This window comes from Streptomyces sp. NPDC000880 (genome assembly GCF_053599675.1).
In genome coordinates this window covers 1-17,729 of record NZ_JBSFMS010000146.1, presented here as the reverse complement: position 1 = coordinate 17,729, position 17,729 = coordinate 1, and the positions used below count along the sequence as shown (strand labels likewise).

Annotated in this window: 13 protein-coding genes and 2 pseudogenes; 2 read left to right on the top strand and 13 right to left on the bottom strand. The window is 71.0% G+C overall.

The annotated features are described in order from the left end of the window. Positions 1 to 82 precede the first annotated feature (82 nt). On the bottom strand, positions 83 to 685 hold the full coding sequence (locus ACWDO5_RS31185; protein WP_450533812.1) for a hypothetical protein: 603 nt from the start codon (positions 683 to 685) through the stop codon (positions 83 to 85). Between the two features lie 178 nt (positions 686 to 863). On the opposite strand from ACWDO5_RS31185, the gene ACWDO5_RS31180 reads away from it, so the two are divergent. After that, positions 864 to 2,345, top strand: coding sequence for a helix-turn-helix domain-containing protein (locus tag ACWDO5_RS31180; protein WP_450533811.1), 1,482 nt, complete (start codon positions 864 to 866; stop codon positions 2,343 to 2,345). On the opposite strand, the gene ACWDO5_RS31175 is transcribed toward ACWDO5_RS31180, so the two are convergent. The 8 genes and pseudogenes from ACWDO5_RS31175 to ACWDO5_RS31140 form a co-directional block, all read right to left on the bottom strand. After that, the gene (locus ACWDO5_RS31175) at positions 2,252 to 3,790 is read right to left on the bottom strand and encodes an NCS1 family nucleobase:cation symporter-1 (protein WP_450533810.1); all 1,539 of its coding nucleotides are present in this window, start codon (positions 3,788 to 3,790) and stop codon (positions 2,252 to 2,254) included. The two genes, ACWDO5_RS31180 and ACWDO5_RS31175, sit on opposite strands and share 94 nt — an antisense overlap. A gap of 14 nt (positions 3,791 to 3,804) precedes the next feature. Further along, complete coding sequence (locus tag ACWDO5_RS31170) at positions 3,805 to 4,806, bottom strand: TIGR03842 family LLM class F420-dependent oxidoreductase (protein WP_450533809.1); 1,002 nt, start codon at positions 4,804 to 4,806, stop codon at positions 3,805 to 3,807. 12 nt (positions 4,807 to 4,818) lie between these two features. Beyond that, positions 4,819 to 6,225 carry a dihydropyrimidinase gene (hydA, locus tag ACWDO5_RS31165; RefSeq protein ID WP_450533807.1) on the bottom strand — a complete coding sequence of 469 codons (1,407 nt, stop codon included), beginning with the start codon at positions 6,223 to 6,225 and terminating at the stop codon, positions 4,819 to 4,821. 29 nt (positions 6,226 to 6,254) lie between these two features. Beyond that, the gene (locus ACWDO5_RS31160; RefSeq protein ID WP_450533805.1) at positions 6,255 to 7,538 is read right to left on the bottom strand and encodes an aspartate aminotransferase family protein; all 1,284 of its coding nucleotides are present in this window, start codon (positions 7,536 to 7,538) and stop codon (positions 6,255 to 6,257) included. Further along, complete coding sequence (locus ACWDO5_RS31155; RefSeq protein WP_450533804.1) at positions 7,535 to 8,377, bottom strand: nitrilase-related carbon-nitrogen hydrolase; 843 nt, start codon at positions 8,375 to 8,377, stop codon at positions 7,535 to 7,537. Before ACWDO5_RS31155 ends, ACWDO5_RS31160 begins: the two co-directional genes overlap by 4 nt. 159 nt (positions 8,378 to 8,536) lie before the next feature. After that, positions 8,537 to 10,288, bottom strand: a complete 1,752-nt coding sequence (locus ACWDO5_RS31150; RefSeq protein WP_450533803.1) for a hypothetical protein — start codon at positions 10,286 to 10,288, stop codon at positions 8,537 to 8,539. Between the two features lie 86 nt (positions 10,289 to 10,374). Next, positions 10,375 to 10,755 carry a PPOX class F420-dependent oxidoreductase gene (locus ACWDO5_RS31145; RefSeq protein WP_450533802.1) on the bottom strand — a complete coding sequence of 127 codons (381 nt, stop codon included), beginning with the start codon at positions 10,753 to 10,755 and terminating at the stop codon, positions 10,375 to 10,377. Positions 10,756 to 10,982: 227 nt separating this feature from the next. Next, positions 10,983 to 11,102 (bottom strand): annotated as a pseudogene (locus tag ACWDO5_RS31140) (XRE family transcriptional regulator); the annotation flags it as partial. Positions 11,103 to 11,110: 8 nt separating this feature from the next. Between ACWDO5_RS31140 and ACWDO5_RS31135 the strand changes: the two are divergent. Beyond that, positions 11,111 to 11,560: pseudogene (locus ACWDO5_RS31135) on the top strand (M24 family metallopeptidase); the annotation flags it as partial. 114 nt (positions 11,561 to 11,674) lie between these two features. On the opposite strand, the gene ACWDO5_RS31130 reads toward ACWDO5_RS31135, so the two are convergent. The 4 genes from ACWDO5_RS31130 to ACWDO5_RS31115 all read right to left on the bottom strand — a co-directional run bounded on the left by ACWDO5_RS31130 (position 11,675) and on the right by ACWDO5_RS31115 (position 17,379). Next, positions 11,675 to 12,952, bottom strand: a complete 1,278-nt coding sequence (locus tag ACWDO5_RS31130; RefSeq protein ID WP_450533800.1) for a YeeE/YedE family protein — start codon at positions 12,950 to 12,952, stop codon at positions 11,675 to 11,677. An 825-nt stretch (positions 12,953 to 13,777) separates the two neighbouring features. After that, positions 13,778 to 14,494, bottom strand: a complete 717-nt coding sequence (locus ACWDO5_RS31125; RefSeq protein ID WP_450533799.1) for a glycoside hydrolase family 75 protein — start codon at positions 14,492 to 14,494, stop codon at positions 13,778 to 13,780. A 156-nt stretch (positions 14,495 to 14,650) separates the two neighbouring features. Next, positions 14,651 to 16,471 (bottom strand): gamma-glutamyltransferase, encoded by a 1,821-nt coding sequence (ggt, locus tag ACWDO5_RS31120; RefSeq protein ID WP_450533798.1) that lies wholly within the window; start codon positions 16,469 to 16,471, stop codon positions 14,651 to 14,653. Between the two features lie 131 nt (positions 16,472 to 16,602). Beyond that, positions 16,603 to 17,379 (bottom strand): alpha/beta fold hydrolase, encoded by a 777-nt coding sequence (locus ACWDO5_RS31115; protein ID WP_450533797.1) that lies wholly within the window; start codon positions 17,377 to 17,379, stop codon positions 16,603 to 16,605. Positions 17,380 to 17,729: the final 350 nt, after the last annotated feature.

Here is a 17,729-nt window from a genome sequence, read left to right as displayed (position 1 = left end):
GCTCGACCCGTGCCGGTCCACCGGGAGGTGGAGTCCCTAGGGGCTCCTCCTTACTCATGGCCAGGGGCGGTTCGTCCCGGGCTCAGTAGAGCTTGGCGACGGAGACCCGCGCGGTCTTCTTGAATCCCTCCAGCGGCGCGCCGTCGAGCTCGCCCATCTGGCCCCACTCGAGCACCGTCACCGTCCGGCCGTCACGGCCGACCGAGTACAGGCCGATGTCGGTCGAGCCGACCTCGGGGTGGGACGTGTCGATGCTGTAGATGTGCGCTCCCTCCTCGACATTCACCTTGCCGTGGTAGAACGCCTCGCCCTCGAGCCCCGGGTTCTCCTCCTTGAGCCGCTCGAGGCAGCCCTCGATCGATGTGCGGAGCTTGGCGGCGAGCGCCCTCGCCTTGGCTTCGCTGGAGACGACCGTGGTCGTCTGACGTGCGCCGGTGTCCAGTTCGGTCCTGAAGTCGCGGTACTTGCTGGACGCCCTCGGCGCGATCCCCGCGGTGCACACCGAGCCGGAGCCGGGCAGACCCTGCTTCACCGGGTCGGCGTGCCACGGGCTGATGGAGGCCGGCAACTGCGACGCCGAGAGGAACTTCGGTGCTACGGGAGCGGCGGCCGTGGCCGAGGTGAATGAGGCGATGGTCAGGCCCACGGCTGCGGCGGAAACAGCAGCGGTGCGGATGTAGTTCATGGAAGAGCTTCCCCCGGTTCGGTGGCTTGCTGAACGATCACCAGCTTCGGCGGGCCCGGGAGTGGCGGCAAGCATTCCGCGCCCTCCTGGGACGGTGGAACCATTCCACCCCCGTTGACGTGGGTTTATTCAGTGGGCTGGAATGCCGTCCTGGGACGGCCGGGGGGAGCTGGAGCGGTTGGGAACACCGAGAGATACCGAGACCGGAGCCTTCGCCCGGCGGCTGCGCGAGATCCGGGACGGATCCGGCCGCAGTTACGGGGCGTTGGCGCGCCGGGTGGGCGTCAGCGCGTCGACGCTGCACCGGTACTGCGCGGGGCAGACGGTGCCGTTGGAGTTCGCACCGGTGGAGCGGCTGGCCCGCCTCTGCGGATGCGCGGGCGACGACCTCGTCGCGCTGCACCGGCTGTGGGTCATGGCGGACGCGGAACGGCGGATACGCCAGGAGGACGCGGCGAAGTCGGCGGCCACGGCGGCCGGCCGGGAGGCCGCGGGGCAGCCGGAAACCACCACCGAGAAGCCGGGAGACGACAGCGGCCCGGAGACGGCTCCCGTCACGGAAGAGGTCCCCAATACCGCGTCCGTACCCGCTCCTGAGCCGTCGGCCGCGCCCCACAAGCCCCTCGCCGCACCACCGGCCGCATCACCCGCCGCATCACCCGCCCGCCCGTGGTGGAGGCGCCGCGCCGTGCACGTCGGCGCGGCCTTCGTCGCGACGGTCGTCACGCTCGCCCTGCTCATGGCGTTCGTCGACACCCCCCTCTCGGCGGCGGACCGACGGCGGACCGCCGCGCAGGAGCCCCGCACCGGAGCCACCGGCTCCGCTCTGCCTCCCCAGGACGGCTCCCGCCCCACCCCGCTCGCCACTCCCGACGCCACGGTCTCCGGTCCCGACGACCGGAATCCCGGATCCACCGGCCCCGGCGCGAGCCGCCCCCCGGCGACCCCGTCCGAACGCTCCACCGCCCCCTCGGAACCCGGGCGCGGCACCTTGCCGTTCACCTGGAGCACCAACGAGCACACCTGGCGGAACGGGTGCGATCACGCCTATCTCCTCGACCGCGATCCCGCCGATGTCCCCCCGCCACCGGCCGAAGCCGACGCCGAGCCCTGGGCACGGTCCGTCGGCGCCGTGCACGCCACCGACACCGGAGTGCGGATCACCGTGCAGGGCAAGAGCGACAAGGCGGTGGTCCTGCAGTCGATTCGGGTCCGCGTGACCGCGCGTCGTACGCCACCGAAGCGCAGCGTCTACCGCATGAACCTCGGATGCGGCGGCTCGCTCACTCCCCGCCTGTTCGACGTCGACCTCGACAAGTCCCGCCCGGTCGCCCGCCCCATGGCGGGCAACGACGCCGGTGAGCCGATCCCCGCCGTCTCCTTCCCCTACAAGGTGTCGGCCACCGACCCCGAGTCACTGCTGGTCTTCGGCCGTACGGTCACCTGTGACTGCGACTGGTACCTGGAGTTGGAGTGGAGCAGCGGCGACCGCTCCGGCACCGTACGACTCGACGACAACGGACAGCCCTTCCGTACGAGCGGCATCAAGGGCCGCCCGGTCTACGACTACGACACCGGCTCCCGCCGCTGGATCCCGGCCGAACGCATCAACGCCACATACAGCACCATCGCCGCCGCGAGTCCCACCGCCCAGCCGTAGTCCGCGAGCGGCTTCAGGAAGGGGATCAGTCCGTCCTCGGGAAACGGGCCCTTCCCCTCCGCCGAGTGCGAACCGCCCACCGCAAGCAACCCGCCGACCACGAACGCGGCCACCGCGCGCAGATTCCAGCCGGAGGTGTACCAGTAGCGGCCGCCCGGGGTGTAGAGACCGGCCAGGTCGAGGACGGTGCGGCGGATGACCCAGTAGTCGGCGATCAGAATGCCCGCGACCGTGCCGAGCAGACCGCCGACCAGGCCGAGCCAGGTGAAGATGTAGAGCTCGGGTGTCTCGGTCAGCTTCCACGGCATTATCAGGACGCCGACGATGCCCGTGATCAGCGCTCCCCTACGGAAGCTGATCAGCTTCGGCGCCAGGTTCGCCAGGTCGTACGCGGGTGAGACGACGTTGGCCGCGATGTTCACCGAGATCGTCGCGATCAACACGGTCACCAGGGCGAAGAGCAGGCCGAAGACGTTGTCGGTCTTGGCGGCGAGCGCGACCGGGTCCCAGACCGCCGCGCCGTACACCGCCTGGGAGCCGGAGGTGACGAAGACCGACAGCAGTGCGAAGAGGGTCATTGTCGTCGGCAGGCCGAGCGACTGGCCCCAGATCTGGGCGCGTTGGCCCGCGCCGAAACGGGTGAAGTCCGGGATGTTCAGGGAGAGCGTCGACCAGAAGGCGATCATCCCCATCAGCGAAGGGAAGAAGACCGGCCAGAAGTCGGCGCCCCAGCCGAGCTTCGAAGGCTGGTCGAGGAGCGGCCCGAGGCCACCCGCCTTGGCGGTTATCCACACCAGCAGGACCAGCGCGCCGACGATGACAAACGGCGCGGCCCAGTTCTCGAACCGCCGCAGCGTCTCCATCCCCCGGTAGATGATGGCCAGTTCGAGCACCCAGAAGAGTACGAAGCACACCCACAGCGTCCACGGCTGCCCGCCGACCTCGGCCGCCTTCGCCCAGCCGCCGAAGATCTTGCCGAGCAGGATGAAGATGCCCTGCCCGCCGATCCAGGTCTGGATGCCGAACCAGGCACAGGCCACGCCGGCGCGTACCAGCGCCGGCAGATTCGCTCCGCGCAGCCCGAAGGAGGCGCGTGCGAGGACGGGGAAGGGAATGCCGTACTTCGGTCCGGCGTGCCCGGTCAGCAGCATCGGTGCGAGCACGATCAGATTGGCGAGGGCGATCGTGAACACCGCCTGCTTCCAGTCCATGCCGAGGGCGACAAGGCCGGAAGCGAGCAGCCAGGACGGGATGTTGTGGGCCATGCCGACCCAGAGCGCGGCGAAGTTGTACGTCGTCCAGCGGCGTTGCGCGACGGGGACGGGCAGCAGATCGTCATTGACGAAGCGGCTGTCGGCGGGTGCCGAGCCGAGCGCGAGCTCGACGCGGCCCGCCGGGTCGTTTATCGAGCGGTCGAACGGAGCGGGCGGAACGGTCGCGGCCATGGGCGGTGGCTCCTTCAGCGGTTGAGTGCCGGGATGATCTGGGAGCCGTACGCGTCGATGGTCGCTTCCTTCGCGTCATGCATGTTGTAGACCGCGAACTGGTGGACGCCCAGCTCGCGCAGCGCCTTCAGCTTCTCGATGTGCGCATCGGCCGGGCCGAGCAGACAGAAGCGGTCGACGATCTCGTCCGGGACGAAGTCCGTGGACGGGTTCCCGGCGCGGCCGTGGTGGCTGTAGTCGTAGCCCTCGCGCGCCTTGATGTACGAGGTGAGAGCGTCGGGCACCAGGTCGGAGTGCTCGCCGTAGCGGGTCACCAGGTCGGCGACGTGGTTGCCGACCATTCCGCCGAACCAGCGGCACTGGTCGCGGGCGTGCTCGATGTCGTCGCCCACGTATGCGGGCGCGGCGACGCAGATGGTGATGGAGTCCGGGTCGCGTCCGGCGTCCGACGCAGCGGTGCGGACCGCCTTGACCATTGACTCGGTCAGATACAGGTCGGCGAGCTGGAGGATGAACCCGTCGGCCTTCTGGCCCGCGAGCGCCAGCGCCTTGGGCCCGTATGCCGCCATCCACACCGGCAGCTTGCCGTCCCGGACCCACGGCAGCTGAATGGACTGCCCGTCGACGACGGCCTCCCGCCCCTCGGCGAGGTCGCGGATGACGCCGATCGCATCGCCGAGCCTGGCCAGGGTGTTGGGCTTGCGGCCCGCGACGCGCATCGCGGAGTCGCCGCGCCCGATGCCGCACACCGTGCGGTTGCCGAACATGTCGTTCAGCGTCGCGAAGGTGGAGGCGGTCACCTCCCAGGTCCTGGTTCCGGGGTTGGTCACCATGGGTCCGACGTGGAGCTTCTGGGTGTGTTCGAGAATCTGGCTGTAGATGACGAAGGGCTCCTGCCAGAGCACCGCCGAGTCGAAGGTCCATCCGTAGCGGAAGCCATTGCGTTCCGCGCGCCGCATCAGTGAGACGACGGCCGCGGCCGGCGGGTCGGTCTGCAGGACGAGTCCGAAGTCCATGACGTGGAACTCCTAGTTCAGGTACTGACAGGTGCCTCGGGGGGTGTACTGGCCGTGTCCCGCCCGGCCGGTGAACTTGCGCTGGTCGATGACCACATCGCCGCGCGAGAGCACGGTCTCCACCTGGCCGGTGATCCGCTTGCCCTCGTACGCGGAGTAGTCGACGTTCATGTGGTGGGTCTCGACCGAGAGGGTCTGCTCGGCGTGCGGGTCGTAGATGACGACGTCGGCGTCCGCGCCCGGCGCGATGGTGCCCTTCTTCGGGTAGAGGCCGAACATCCGGGCCGGGGTCGCGCAGGCGACCTCGATCCAGCGGCGGCGGGTGAGGTGTCCGTCGACGACCGCCTGATGGAGGAGGTCCATCCGGTTCTCCACGCCCGGCAGTCCGTTGGGAATCTTGGAGAAGTCGCCACGGCCCAGTTCCTTCTGGCCGACGAAGCAGAAGGGGCAGTGGTCGGTGGAGACGACCTGGAGGTCGTTGGTCCGCAGGCCGCGCCAGAGCGCGGCTTGATGTTCCTTGGGCCGCAAGGGAGTCGAGCACACGTACTTCGCGCCCTCGAAGTCCGGCTCGGCGAGGTTGTCGGTGGAGAGGAAGAGGTACTGCGGACAGGTCTCGCCGAAGACGTTGAGCCCCTTGTCGCGGGCGGCGACGAGTTCGGCGACGGCCTCCTCGGCCGACACATGGACGACGTAGAGGGGGGCGCCGGCGACCCGGGCGAGCTGGATGGCGCGGTGGGTCGCCTCCGCCTCGAGGAGGGCCTTGCGCACCTCGCCGTGGTAGCGCGGGTCGGTGCGGCCGGCGGCGAGCGCCTGTTCCACCAGGACGTCGATGGCGATGCCGTTCTCCGCGTGCATCATGATCAGCCCGCCGTTGGCGGCGGAACGCTGCATGGCGCGCAGGATCTGCCCGTCGTCGCTGTAGAAGACGCCGGGATAGGCCATGAAGAGCTTGAAGGAGGTGATGCCCTCCTCCACCAGCAGATCCATCTCCTTCAGCGACGATTCGTTGACGTCGGAGAGGATCACGTGGAAGGCGTAGTCGATGGCGCATTTGCCGTCCGCCTTGGCGTACCAGGCGTCCAGTCCTTCACGCAGGGCGTGCCCGACCGACTGCACGGCGAAGTCGATGATGGTGGTGGTGCCGCCCCAGGCGGCGGCCCGGGTGCCGGTCTCGAAGGAGTCGGAGGCGAAGGTCCCGCCGAACGGCAGCTCCATATGGGTGTGCGCGTCGACGCCGCCCGGGATCACGTACTTGTTGGCCGCGTCGATGGTGCGGTCCGCGGTCCAGGCTTCGGCGGCGGCGGAGCCGTGCGCGGCGAGCGCGGCGATCCGGCCGTCCTCGATCAGTACGTCGGCATGGACCTCGTCCGCGGCCGTGATGACCAGGCCGCCGCGGATCAGGGTGCGGGTGCTGCTCATGCTGGTGCGCTCCCTCTTGTGCAGTCGATCTAGACGCTGTGCAGGGCCCGTTCGAGGATCGCGGCGCCCTCTTCCGCCTCGGCGACGGTCAGCGAGAGCGGCGGGGCGATTCGCAGGGCGCTGGTGTTGTGGCCGCCGCCCTTGCCGATCAGCAGCCCGCCCTCGCGGGCGGCCTCCAGGACGGCCGATGCCGCTTCGGGGTTCGCCTCGTCGGTGCCTGGCTTGACCAGCTCGATGCCGATCATCAGGCCCCGGCCGCGTACTTCTCGTACGGCGGGAACACCCGCGCCGATGGCCCGCAGCCGCTCGATCAGCAGGCCGCCGACGCGGCGGGCGTTGCCCTGGAGGTCGTGCTCCAGCAGATACGAGAGGTTGGCGGCGCCTGCCGCCATGGTGACCGGGGAGCCGCCGAAGGTCGAAATGGAGTTGGCGTCCAGGGAGTTCATGATCTCGGCGGGGGCGACGACGCCGCCGATGGACATACCGTTGCCGATGCCCTTGGCGAACGTGAGGATGTCCGGCGGACCGTTCTCGGCGTGCGCCTGCCAGCCCCAGAAGTGCTCGCCGGTGCGTCCCCAGCCGGTCTGCACCTCGTCGGAGATCCACAGGATGCCCTGCCGGCCGAGGACTTCGCGGAACGCGGCGTACAGACCGTCGGGCGGGGACGTGAAGCCGCCGACGCCCTGGATGGGTTCGGCGATCAGCGCGGCGACGTTGCCACGGGTCTGGCCGAGCACGTCCTCGAGGTCCGCCACGCACGCCTCGATGAACTGCGCGTCGGACAGCTGGGCGTAGGGGCCGCGGGTGCGGACGCCGCCGTGCACGTACAGCGTCTGCAGCGGGGAGAGGCTGGTGGGCGACCAGCTCCGGTTTCCGGTGATGGAGACCGTCGAGAAGGACCGGCCGTGGTAGCTGTTGCGCATCGCCAGGATCTGGTTGGAACTGCGGTGGCCGGTCGCCAGCAGCAGGGCGGTGTCATTGGCCTCGGTGCCCGAGGTGGTGAAGAAGACCCGTGCGTCGGGGATGCCGGAGAGGGTGGCGACCCGCTCGGCGAGCTCGACCATCGGGCGGTTGAGATAGAGCGTCGAGGAGTGGATGATCCGCCCGGCCTGCTCGCTCACCGCCTTGGTGACCTCGGGGAGGGCGTGGGCGGTCATCGTGGTGAGGATGCCGCCGAAGAAGTCGAGGTAGCGGTTGCCGTCCGCGTCCCAGACATGGCGGCCCTCGCCGTGGGTGATCTCGATGGGCTGCTTGTAGTAGAGCGCCACCCAGTCGGGGATGACGGCCTTGTGACGGTCGTACAGATGAGTCACGGCTGCACCAGCCCCTCGTACGCGTCGGGGCGGCGGTCGCGGTAGAACGCCCACTGCTGTCGTACGACGTCGATCAGGTCGAAGTCGAGGTCCCGTACGAGCAGTTCCTCCTCCTTGTCGCTGGCGACGTCACCGACGAACTGGCCTCGCGGGTCGACGAAGTAGCTGGTGCCGTAGAAGTCGTTGTCGCCGTACTCCTCCTGGCCGACGCGGTTGATGGCGGCGATGAAGTACTCGTTGGCGACGGCGGACGCGGGCTGCTCCAGCTGCCAGAGGTACCCGGAGAGGCCGCGCGAGGTTGCGGACGGGTTGTAGACCAACTGGGCTCCGTTCAGGCCGAGTTGACGCCAGCCCTCCGGGAAGTGCCGGTCGTAGCAGATGTACACCCCGACCCTGCCCACAGCGGTGTCGAAGACGGGCCAGCCCAGGTTCCCCGGCTTGAAGTAGTACTTCTCCCAGAAGCCCTTGACCTGGGGGATGTGGTGCTTGCGGTATTTGCCGAGGTAGGAACCGTCGGCGTCGATCACGGCGGCGGTGTTGTAGTAGAAGCCTGCGCCCTCGACCTCGAAGACCGGGACCACGATCACCATGCCGGTCTCGCGGGCGAGCTCCTGCATCCGGCGGACGGTGGGACCGTCCGGGACGGGCTCGGCCCAGTTGTAGTGCTCGGGCTCCTGGACCTGGCAGAAGTAGGGAGCGTTGAAGACCTCTTGGAAACCGATGATCTTGGCACCCCGGCGGGCGGCCTCGCGGGCATGTTCCTCATGTTTGGCAATCATGGATTCGGTGTCGCCGGTCCAGGTCGCCTGGACGAGTGCGGCGCGTACGACGTTGGCCATGAGCTGCTCCTTCGGCGGGGCGTCAGAGAGCCTCTACGCACGTAGATGCTCGTGCGTAGGAGGAGAACGTAAGCCCCGTCACACACTGGGGCAAGACCATCGTCGTTAACCCGCAAAGTCGATCATGTTTCACACCCGAGCGGTCCACACCGAACGGCTTCAGGTACCGAGATGACCTGCGACGCGCAGCGCGTGGACGAGATCCCGCTCGTGATCCGCGGAGATCGCGCCGGCGACGTCGAGCAGCTGCGGCACGAGGCGACGTGGGTCGCTGTCGGCGATCCGGGCGGTGTCCTCGGCGGCGTGGACCTGTACGAAGGCGGCCAGTAGAGCCCGGGCTTCCGGCTCCCGGCCCTCGTCCTCGAGGGCGAGGACGGCGTCGGCGATGTCTTCCGCGGGGCGGGTGACGCCCTGACGCAGCAACTGCCGGCTGTCCTCGGTTCGGCCGGCCGCGGCGAGTGCGTCGGCGGCGGCCGCAAGCCTCAAGGCGGGCTGTGACGCGGTCTCCCAGAGCAGGGTGGCCCAGTCGGCGGCGAGGCCGGCGCGGTGCAGCTCGGCGGCGAGGAGGGGCAGCCAGGGGGCGGGCCGGGCGGCGGCCTCGACAAGCACGGCATGCGCCTCACCACTGCGGCCCTCGGCTCGCAGCCGCCCGAGCTCGGCGACGGTCCCCCGGGCGGCCCGGCCCGCTCCGGCGGGCAGGGCGGCCGGGGCGGGTGTCTGCTGGTCGGGGGCCGCGCCGCCGTAGCGCGCCCCGCGCGGCACATCACCACCGGCGACGGGCAACATGGGCACGTCGGCGATCTCCTCCCCGTCGTCCTCGACCCCGGCGAACCGGGCACCGCGGGGACGCCGCTTCTTGGCGGCGGGTGCGGCGGGTGCGGTGCGTCCGGTGCGGGCGGGGGGCGTCGGGGGTTCCTCTACGGGGGCGGCCGCGATGTCAGGGCCGGGGGCGGCTTCCGGGTCCGGCCGGAACCAGCCGTCGGGCACGGTCGGCTCGCTCGCGGCGTCCGGGCCGGCGGTGGTCACAGACTCCCGGAACCAGCTGTCGGGCACGGCGGGCTCGCCGGGGCGCCCGTACGCCTCGTAGGCCTCGTACGACCGGTCCGGCCCGGGCGTATCCCGTACGTCCGTCCCGGCCTCCGGCTGGTACCAGTCGTCAACCGGACCGGCCTGCGCGGAAACGTACCTCTCGAGCGTCCCCGTCCCGCCGGATCCCGGCCCGTACCCGCCGTCCGGCGCGGCGGACACGTCCCCGCCTTCGGGCCACCGGGCGCCGGGCTCGTACCAGTCGTCAACCGGACCGGCCTGCGCGGGAACGTACCTCTCAGGCGCCGCCCTCCCGCCGGGCCCCGGCCCGTACACGCCGTCCACGGCGTCCAGCGCACGGCGCCGGCCCCGCGTCGCCGCGTCCAGCGCGCCGAGCCTCGAACGCAGATCCGCGACGCGCGACGTCGCTCGCGCGTAGTCGTCGCGGGTCCACTGCAGTTCGTGGGTCAGCTGCTCAGCGGTGGGCGTGCCCTCCGGCTCGCCCGCCAGGCGGCGCAGCAGCTCGTCCGCCCGGTCCGTCGCGTACGCCTCTTCCCGGAGCATCAGCTCCAGCCGCTCCCCCAGCGCCTCGCGGCCACCCGGCCGCCGGTCGCGGGCCGCCGCCGACGCCGCGTGGAGGTGTCTGGCACGGCCGGACTCCTGTTTCGCGACCGCCGCCCCGCGCCGTGCCGCGAGGTCGTGGAGCAGCGCTTCCACCACGTCCCAGGGCGGGATCTCGACGCCGTCCAGACAGGCGCGCATACCGTCGGGGTCACGTTGCCAGAAGATGCCGTACCAGCCGCTGCTCCGGTCGAGAAGCGCGGTCAGCCCCTTCAGGTACCGCGCGAACACTCCGGCCTCTACCGGGAGTTGATGCACCGCCACCGCCGCCCCTGCCCACCGCCGACTGGAACCTCTCGGTCCGCCAGCATTCGACCCTAGTCGTGTTACGGCTCTGCTACACGCTGTTTTCAGATGGTCACCGCGATGCCGGTGTGCGGCCGCTTGCCCAGCCGCACGACCGTGGCCGGCCAGTCGACCAGCCAGAACTGCCAGGTGTACTTGCGGGCGAGCAGTTTGCGGATCGCGCCCGTCCCGGCCGCGTCGAGCAGTCGCGCCGTACCCTCCGCGCTCGGTGCGCCGTCCGCGATCCGGCCGCGCGCATCGCAGACGGTGACGACGACACGGCTGTCGTTGCGCAGCCGCTTGACCTTCCATGAGTCGGAGCGGGTCCAGACGACCAGTTCACCGCCGTCCACCGCGAACCAGACGGGCGTCGCGACGCCCGTGCCGTCTTTGCGGAACGTGGTCACACTGATGTACCTGGCGTCTGCGAAGTCCTCAGGAGTCACGCGGCGAGACTATGCCGTACCGCAGTTCGAGTCGCGCGTCAGGGTCCGCGCTCGTACACCTCCCTCGCCCCGGCGAGCTCCGGCAGATGCGTACCGGCCGCCGCCGCACGGCCGACGGCGTCGGCATCGACGGGACTGGCTCGCGCACGCGGATCCGGCCATCGCCCTGCTGGACGAGATCGAGCACCCGCGCCACCACCGCATCCAGCTGGCGGAGGGCCGATTGACTAGGCCGCGGGCACCAGGGCGCAGCGCACCACCAGCTCGTCCATGGACAGGCCGAGCACCGCGGCGAGCGCGGCAACGGTGAAGAAGGCAGGGGTCGGAGCGCGGCCCGTCTCGATCTGTCCGGGGCGGCTGGGTCGGCGACGCGGCCGTCAGCTTCACTGTCGGCCGCGCCCGCCCCGAGGACGTACGACTGATCGCCACCGCCGAAGCGGCCCTGGAGGCGGGCATCGCGGCGGCCGCCGTCGGCAACCGCATCGGCGACATCGCCCACGCCATCGGCGGCGTGTGCCGCTCGGCGGGGTACGGCATCCCGGACGGCTTCGGCGGCCACGGCGTGGGCCGCCATATGCACGAGGATCCCGGCGTGCCCAACGAGGGACGCCCGGGCCGGGGCATTCCGCTGCGCCACGGCATGGTGCTGGCGATCGAGCCGATGGTGATCGGCGGCGGCACGGACGGCCACTACACGGCGCGCGACGGCTGGACGGTCCGTACGGCGGACAGCAGCCGGGCCTCCCACGCGGAGCACACGGTGGCGATCACGGACGACGGCCCCCGTATCCTCACTGCCCTGTAGTCCCGGATCTGGTTCCGTCACGGGCCGCGACGTCGCCCACCTCACGCATGGCCCGGTCATCGAGGTGCTGGGCGGCCAGCCGGCTGCCTGCGGCGGCAGCGTTCGCGGTGGGCGTCAGCAGACGCTGTCGTTCGGCTTGGGGTTGGCGAGGCCGAACAGCGGACGCAGCCTGAGTCCGGCCCAGGTCCCGGCCAGCGCGGCCACGCCCCACAGCCAGCCGTGCAGGCTGCCGGACGCGATCCCGTCGAGGTAGGCGCCGACGTTGCAGCCGTACGCCATCCGGGAGCCGTAGCCCATGATGATGCCGCCGAGCACCGCGCCGAGGGCCAGCCGGCCGGGGATGCGGCGGTGCAGGGTGAACGCGCCGGCCGCGGCGGACGCTATCAGCGCGCCGACCATGACGCCGAAGTCGGTGAGCGAGGTGAGGTCGTTGAGCACCGATCCGTGCAGCACGCTCTCCCGGGGTCCGGACCAGAAGAGCCAGCCGGACGGGTCGCCGCCAAATGCCGCGTAGATCTTCGAGCCCCACAGCGCGAACGCGGAGGTGATGCCCCAGGCCGAGCCGGAGGTCAGCAGGACCACCGCGTTGAGCGCGGCGATCACCAGGGCTCCCACCCACAGCGGCCAACTGCCGCGCAGCACGCGGATCGCACCCTTCGCGGTGGCGACCGGGGCGACCGGCGGGGGAGTGCGGCGGCGTTCAAGCCACAGGCTGAACAGCGCGATCAGCGCCAGGACGACCAGGGTGACCGCCAGCGCGCCGCCGTAGCCGAGCCGGCTCTGGGCGAGCGAGATGGTGCCGACCGCAGGCAGGTTGCTCCAGAAGCCCATCGTCGCGGCGCCGAGCGTGCCGCCCGCGATGAAGCCGATCAGCGTGAGCAGGACCGAACTCTGACCGCTTCCCACCGCGAACAGGGTGCCCGAGGCGCAGGCCCCGCCGAGCTGCATCCCGATGCCGAACAGGAAGGCGCCGATGGCCACGCTCAGCCCGAAGGGAGCGGCAGACGGTTGGGCGTGCACGCCGGCGAAGCCCGCACCGGTGGCGAGGATGGGCGCGAAGAACAACGCGCAGGCACCGAGCAGCACGGTGTGGGCCCGCAGGGCCTTGCCCTGGCCGACCGCGACGAGCTGCCGCCAGGCCGAGGTGAACCCGAACCGGGAGTGGAAGAGCGCGATGCCCAGCCCCAGACCCACGGCGAACAGGGCCAGTTGGCGCGGCCCGTTGCCGAACCAGATGACGAGGGCGAGCGCGATGGCGATGACCACGCCGACGCTCACCACCGCCCGCTGCGGAGCGGGCGCGGGCGCGGCCGGCGGTGCCGAGCGCCGGACACGCGTGGTGGATGCCGGCCCTGAGGAGGGGCTGGTCGCGGGAACGGATGGTGCGGCCATGCGTGGGGTACTCCGATGTCTGTTGCCGAACTGATCTGAAGGACTGGTACGACCCGCCCCGCTCCTGGCGGTGTCCGGCGCCGGAGCGGGCAGGGTGCGCCGACGCGGTGTCGCGGCAGGATCGCGGTGCTACCGGGCGGACCGCCGGCGACGGCGGGACGGGTAAGGCGTGAACGGCGTCACAGCCCGTCGTCGACCGCCCCCAGCGAGGTGGCGAGCAGACAGGTGACGTACGAGGGTCCCCGAGGGTTTCCGATCTTCAACACGACCATACGAACCGGCCACACCGGTGGCACATTCCGGCCGCGACAAGGTGAGACCGACATCACTGACTCGTCCCGGAACTTCCGTTGCCGGCGGCGGGGTCGCCTCGGTCCAGCGGGGAAGACAGGGATGGCGGTTGCGTCCGTTGCGCCAGGCCGACGCATCGTCCGCCGCCGCCCGGTACCCGCTTCAGGAAGCCGGGAACGGGATGGTCGCCCCCGATCGGCGGGGCAGGCGCGGGGTGGGGGCGTCAGGCGAGCAGCCGTGAACCCGAGAGCTCGGGCCCGGCGAGCCGGCCCAGTGCGACCTGTGATTCCCGCCGGCAGACATGCCGCTGGACAAGGGGCACAGCGGCAGCCCACCGGCGAGAGGCACAGCGGCAGCCCACCGGCCCGGCCCGCCGATCGCCGGGAGGCCGACCGGGCCGCCGTGCTCCCCATCCCGGCGGTCGCCCCGCCCCACTGGTGGCCCTCGCGCACCCGCGTCGGCAGCGACCAACGCTGCCCCAGGTGCCCGGGTTGGGCGTGGGGCGCGGTTCGTGCACGACGGAGCCCGTGCTGACTAGTTGTTCTGCAGGAAGTCCTTGGCGAGGGCTTCACCGAGGGTCACGGCACCATCGTGGCTCTCGATCGGCGACACCCTGGAGTTCTCGAACAGGATGTACGTGACTCCCGATCCGACCCCCCCGTTCCTGGGGTCGGGGTTGATACCGAGGGCCGCGGCGGTGGCGTACGAGGCCTCGCCGATGATCCCGGTGGGTCCCGTGTCGCCCACGACCGCGTACTGGACCCGGCCCTCGTATATGACGGCGGCGACCGTTCCGCCCATGATCCTCGACGAGCCGTAGTCCCACATCTCGCTGACGCCGGGCACGACTATGAACGGCAGTGTTTCGGAGTTCAGCTGCGCGCCGTCGGACTGCTGGAAGGCGGTCGCGTCCCGAAACCACGGGTCGGTCGTGGCATTGCACCGGTCGGTGGGCCGGCCGTCGCAGTCGATGTCCATGTCGGCCTGCCAGAACACGGCCCCGTTCATGGCGCAGACGGGGATGTTCGCGGGCGCGCTCTCGTCCGTCCGGTATCCGCCCTTCGAGATCTGCGAGCAGCCCGTGATCTTGGCGAGCAGGTCGGACGCGCTGACGGAGCCCTCGTAGCTCGCCAGGTCGTTGCGAGCGTCGCCCGGTGGTTGGGGTTGGGCGACGGCGCTGGTCGGCAGCGCAGCCGCCGCGAGCAGGGCGGAACCGGCGGCCGCGGCGAACGCGGCATGTCGTATGTGCACAGGGAGCCCTTCTGTTCGAAATCGTCCGAAAGGCTCCCTACCCGTTCGCGGGCCCGGTGCGTCGGGTCAGCCGCCGGACGGGTTACGCAGGCTTGCGCCGGCTCTCCTCGCCTGTCACCGCGGCTGACCAGCGTTTTCGGCCGGGAAGTCCGGAGGCTAGCCCCCGGAAATTGCAGCACCGCTCGGGTGAACGACCATCGCGGAGCCGCCACCCCTGCGCACCTTCTCGGCGGCCGCCAGCCACCGCCCGTCGGGCAGCCGCTGGACGCCCGTCGCCGCGCCGATCTCGGGGTTCTGCCGGAAGGCATGGCCGATGGCCTCCAGCTCGGCGCGCAGCGGGCTGTTCCACAGCGCCGGTTCGAGCTCCGTCGTCGCCTGGTTGCGCTGGCTGGCGCGCGGCGCCGCGATCGCCTCGACCAACGGCAGGCCCCGGTCCAGACGGCCCGTCAGTGTCTGCAGCACTGTCGTGATGATGGTCGCGCCGCCCGGGGAGCCGACGGCGAGCAGGGGACGGCCGTGGTCGAGCACGATCGTCGGGGAGATGGAGGAGCGCGGACGCTTGCCGGGGCCAGGCAGGTTCGGGTCGTGGACCGCGGGGTTCGCCGGGGCGAAGGAGAAGTCGGTCAGCTCGTTGTTGAGCAGGAAGCCGCGTCCCGGCACGGTGATGCCGCTGCCGCCGGTCGATTCGATGGTCAGGGTGTACGCGACGACGTTGCCCCACTTGTCGGCGGCCGTCAGGTGGGTGGTGTTCTCGCCCTCGTACGTGGTGGGCGCGGCCGGGCCCGAAGCCCCGCACGCCGCGGGCTTGCGCGGGTCGCCCGGAGCCAGCGGGCTGGTGAGCACCGCGTCGTCATTGATCAGGCAGCCGCGTGAGTCCGCGAACCGCTGGGACAGCAGCTCCTTCACCGGCACGTCCTCGAAGGCCGGGTCACCGACCCAGCGCCCCCGGTCCGCGAACGCGATCCGGCTCGCCTCGATGAAGCGGTGCAGATACTGCGCCTGCGTGGCCTTCGAAAGGTCGGTCCGCTCCAGGATGTTGAGCGCCTCGCCGACGCTCGTGCCGCCCGACGACGACGGCGCCATGCCGTACACGTCGAGCCCGCGGTAGGAGACCTTGGTGGGCGCGCGCCGTTCCGTCTCGTACGACCGCAGGTCCCGCACCGTCAGATCGCCGGGCCGCACGACCCGCGTCGCGCCGTCCCGCACCGGAGGCTTGCGAACCGTGTCGACGATGTCCTCGGCAAGCTCGCCGCGGTACAGCGCACCGACGCCCTTGCGCCCCAACTCGTTGTACGTGCGCGCCAGGTCGGGGTTCTTGAAGACCGAGCCGACCACCGGCAGCTGACCGCCCGGCAGAAAGAGCTCCGCCGTGTCGGGGAAGTCCGCGAAGCGCGCCTGGTTGGCCTGGGTCTGCGAGCGGAAGGTGTCGTCGACCGTGAAGCCGTCCTTCGCCAGCCGCTCGGCCGGCTGCAGCAACTGCCCCAGCGGCCTGCTGCCCCAGGCGTCCAGTGCCTTGTCCCAGGTCGCGGGGGTGCCCGGGGTGCCGACGCCCCTGCCGCTCGTCACGCCCTCCTCGAAGGGGATGGGCTTGCCGTTCTCGAGGAAGAGGGAGGAGTCGGCGGAGCGGGGCGCGGTCTCGCGGCCGTCAATGGTCTGGACCGTACGGGACTTCGCGTCGTAGTAGACGAAGAAGCCGCCACCGCCGATGCCCGCCGAATACGGCTCGGTGACTCCGAGGGCGGCCGCGGTCGCCACCGCCGCGTCCACGGCGTTGCCGCCGCGACGCAGCACCTCGATTCCGGCGGCCGAAGCGTCCGCGTCGACGCTCGCCACCGCGCCGCCGTACCCGGCTGCCACCGGCGTCTTCGCGGGAGTCCTGACCGGCGGGGAATCCGCCGGCGGCGCGGCCGCCCCAATCGAGACCATGGCCGCCGAAACGGCCAGAACCGATACATACCGCGCGGTTGAGCGACGCATCCGTACCTCCAGTCAACGTACGTCCGCGCAGCGTAACTTCACCACCGCCGCCTCGTCAGGACCACCTCGAACAATGTTCCAGCAACCCCGCTGGCATGCGCGCCCATGACTGACGACGTCCGCAAGCATTGTCAGCCGTGGACGCCCGCGCGGAGGAAGTCCTCGACGGTACGGATGAGCTGGAGCGGGGTCTCGTCCATCGCATGGTGTCCGGCGCACGCCAGCTCCACCACCTCGCCGCGCACGTAGCAGCGCAGCCAGGTCTGGCGCATGAAGTCCGCGCTGATCGCCGGGTCGAGCGCCCCGGTCACCGCGAGCGCCGGCGTCTGCGAGCCCGCTATCTCTGCGGTGAAGTCCTCGCCGGCCCAGGAGTCGAGCCAGGCGCGGAAGGCCAGGGGGTCGCTGCGGGCCACGGACCGGTCGACCATCCGCTCCAGCCAGGCCGCGGGACGTACCGATCCGGTGGTGGTGTCGATGATGACGCGGCGGCTCTCCGGCTTCTCGGCGGCGGAGGCGAACAGCTCCCACTGTTCCGGCGGCATCTTCAGACCGCTCGCGGGCACCGGCGAGATCCCGACCAGGCGCCGCACCCGGTGCGGTGCCGCGGCGAGGACGCGCTGGACGACCGCTCCGCCCATCGAGTGCCCGATGAGCGAGAAGGAGTCCCAGCCGATCCGGTCGGCGAGGGTGAGGATGTCGGCGGCCCCCTCGGCGGTGGTGTACGCGCCGGGCGCGTCGCGCGCCTCCCCGTAGCCGCGCAGATCGACAAAGAGGTAGCTGAAGTTCTCCCGGTCGAGGTCGGGGAGCGTCGCGGCGTAGTCGGCTCGGTCGGCGAGCCAGCCGTGCACGGCGATGACGCGGTGGGGGCCGGATCCGTGCAGCGAATGGGGCAGGAGGAAGGGGGCCACGGCTACTCCGTTCGCCGACACAGGCCTACACCACCACGGTGGTGTCAACTGCCGTTCCGGGCAAGCCCGGGAAGGGGGCCTGTGGGAGGCTACTGGCGCGTTTCGTCCGTGCCCGTGAGCCCTACCGGCGCATACTGCCTGACGGCGTCGAACAGTTCGGCCGGATCCGGATCGAAGATCTGCGTGACACGTGTGAGGAGTGATCCGTGGGACAGCACCGCAATGCCCTGCGCACGACCGCGATCGGTACGGTCTCCGCCGCGCTTCTCGCTCGGCCCAGCTGCCCGACCCGGCGGCGACCGCCGATGACGCCAACACCGTCCCCGCCGCGGGAAGATCGCTGACCAGCG

Bases quoted from the DNA above. Each gene is read 5' to 3' on its own strand.
- ACWDO5_RS31185 (WP_450533812.1), bottom strand. From the start codon at position 685: ATGAACTACATCCGCACCGCTGCTGTTTCCGCCGCAGCCGTGGGCCTG.
- ACWDO5_RS31175 (WP_450533810.1), bottom strand. From the start codon at position 3,790: ATGGCCGCGACCGTTCCGCCCGCTCCGTTCGACCGCTCGATAAACGAC.
- ACWDO5_RS31170 (WP_450533809.1), bottom strand. From the start codon at position 4,806: ATGGACTTCGGACTCGTCCTGCAGACCGACCCGCCGGCCGCGGCCGTC.
- hydA (WP_450533807.1), bottom strand. From the start codon at position 6,225: ATGAGCAGCACCCGCACCCTGATCCGCGGCGGCCTGGTCATCACGGCC.
- ACWDO5_RS31155 (WP_450533804.1), bottom strand. From the start codon at position 8,377: ATGGCCAACGTCGTACGCGCCGCACTCGTCCAGGCGACCTGGACCGGC.
- ACWDO5_RS31130 (WP_450533800.1), bottom strand. From the start codon at position 12,952: ATGGCCGCACCATCCGTTCCCGCGACCAGCCCCTCCTCAGGGCCGGCA.
- ggt (WP_450533798.1), bottom strand. From the start codon at position 16,471: ATGCGTCGCTCAACCGCGCGGTATGTATCGGTTCTGGCCGTTTCGGCG.